Source organism: Salinivibrio sp. MA427 (genome assembly GCF_001996115.1).
GTDB classification, from domain to species: Bacteria; Pseudomonadota; Gammaproteobacteria; order Enterobacterales; family Vibrionaceae; genus Salinivibrio; species Salinivibrio costicola.
The window spans coordinates 1-2,348 of the sequence record NZ_MUFH01000344.1; the positions used below are offsets into that span (position 1 = coordinate 1).

2 protein-coding genes are annotated in these 2,348 nt (G+C 48.9%); both read right to left on the reverse strand.

The window, feature by feature from the left end:
• Nucleotides 1-15: 15 nt before the first annotated feature.
• Nucleotides 16-1,398, reverse strand: coding sequence for a multicopper oxidase family protein (locus BZG79_RS14270; protein ID WP_077774732.1), 1,383 nt, complete (start codon nt 1,396-1,398; stop codon nt 16-18).
• Between the two features lie 166 nt (nt 1,399-1,564).
• Entirely contained in the window at nt 1,565-2,338 is a 774-nt protein-coding gene (locus BZG79_RS14275) for an EAL domain-containing protein (protein WP_077668958.1), read from the reverse strand.
• Nucleotides 2,339-2,348: the final 10 nt, after the last annotated feature.

The following is a 2,348-nucleotide window of genomic DNA, read 5'->3' on the forward strand; positions in this document are numbered from 1 at the left end:
ATGTTTTGCGTATTGCTACACCACGTCCACAAAACCCATCAGGCCAGTTTTCATATGCTCAATCACATGGCAGTGATACATCCAAAGACCTGGGTTATCCGCCACAAAGGCAGCCTTGGCGTGGCCATTTTTACCTAATAGTACGGTATCAGTATGGAACGGCGTCACAGGCTTGCCATCTATTTCCAGCACCGTGAAGGTGTGGCCGTGCAAATGAATCGGATGATGATACTGGGTCACATTCTTTAAATCGAAAATATAGGTCTTCCCTCGTTCCAGTTTTGCGATTGGCTCAGGAATATTTCCTTTGCTCATCCCTTCCCAGGCACGTTTATTCATCAGCCAAAAGTCGTGATTTCCTTTTCCTTGTTTATCCGCAGGGGTAATGGCGCCGGCCCACTCAAACACAAAATGACGGGTTTCGGCATTCACTAAATCTGGTTTTGCAACGGGGTTGAGTGGCAGAGCGGGCAGGGGCTTGTCTGTTAAGGTTGACGGTGTTGTGGTAAAGCTTGTCAACAAGAATGGAAAACGTCCTTTCATGTACATGACTTCGATCTTTCTACCCGCTTTCGGTGCAATCAGGCCGATATCTAGTCGCATCCCTGGGGCGATTTTATGCTCCTCTAACCGTTGAGGCGTTGCGATGGGGTTGCCATCAATGGCGATGATCCAAGCCTCTGCGCCGCGCACTTGAATCGGATAGGTGAGCGTATTATCCACGTTTGCCAAACGTAACCGTGTGGTGGCATTTTCTTGCAGTGTGTATTCAGGGTGGTGAACGCCGTTGACGGTGCCCCACTCGCCGGGAGTGCCCATGCGTGCGCTGTAGCGAGGGATAGCGAGATCTTTCCAGTTGCCTTGACGATCAAGGTGCCAGTGTTTGAGTGTCAGTGTGTGCTCTTCATCAAACACAACCGGCGTGGCTTCCTCGACCACGATGGCTCCGACTAGTCCCTTCCCCAGCTGTACCACAGAGTTCATGTGCGGATGGTACCAAAAGGTGCCGGCATCAGGGGGGGTAAAGCGATAGGTAAAGGTTTCGCCCGGTTGGATTGGTGCTTGAGATAAGAAGGGGACACCATCCATTTCTATGGGTATACGCAGTCCGTGCCAATGAATTGTCGTCGGCTCGTGTAAATGATTCGTGAAGTGAATGGTCACTGGCTCGCCTTGCCGACAACGAATAGTAGGCGCTGGAATCTTACCGTTAAACGCCAATACATCGGTTTGATGACCGGGCACGAGTGACGCGAGGCCTGGTTCAGCGCTTAGGTGATATTCCCACTGCCCGGTTTGTCGGGAGGCAGATCTCAGCGAGCAGGCGGGGAGAGTTGAGATAGCAGCCATCGCTACTGTCGATTGTAAAAAACGACGACGAGACCAACCCTGCGTCATCAATCCTTTTTGTCTCTTATGCATACAACGCCCTTTATACTCACAAAAATCATGCGGTATTGTATCGCAAGGCTAATAAATGAGAAAGGTTATCAGTTGTATTTGTGAGGCAGTTAAAATATGCCTATCCAGTCGCTACCTATCTAAGCGGCCTTCCATCGTCGAGTTATTGACGATGGAAGGCCTCTAAACCAGGTGATTGATTAATTGCAGGTAATGATTCAAAACCTGGCTTAGCAATGTAGTAGCCTTGGAATAAATCGATACCCAGTTCGGCTAAACAAGCAAGCTCGGCTTCCGTTTCTACGCCCTCGGCAATAATTTGACGGCCAAGTTCGCGGCACATGGCAATACTATGGCGAACAATGGCCTGTTTCGTGGTGTCCGTATCAATATCGCGCACCAAGGCCATATCTAATTTGATGATATGCGTGTCGATATTGGCGAGAGCTGTTAGCCCTGAATAGCCCGAGCCAAAATCATCAATCGCGGTCAGAAAGCCTTGAGAGCGATAATGGTGAATGATGCGTTGAATGTGTTCGTAATCAAGCACTTCTTCGCCCTCAGTAAACTCGAAGAGGATTTTATCGAGCGGAAACTGGTTATCGCGTGCCGCTTTCAGCGTTGTTTGAATACAACGCTCAGGTTCGTAAACGGCATTAGGCATAAAGTTAATGCTGAGATAACAAGGGATTGCAAGCTCTGCCGCTAATTTGACAGCCTTGATTCGGCAGGTTTGATCAAATTTATACTGATTATCTGCGTTGACATGTTTAAACACACTGCCTGCTCCACTGCCATCAATACCACGCGCCAACGCCTCATAAGCAAACACGGTTGCCGTTGAAAGTTGAATGATCGGTTGAAAAGCCATGGTAAAGGCAAAGGAAAGTGGCTGCGCACTTTTACATGCCTCACATTGTGAACTCGTTGATGCCATAAGCTTATGC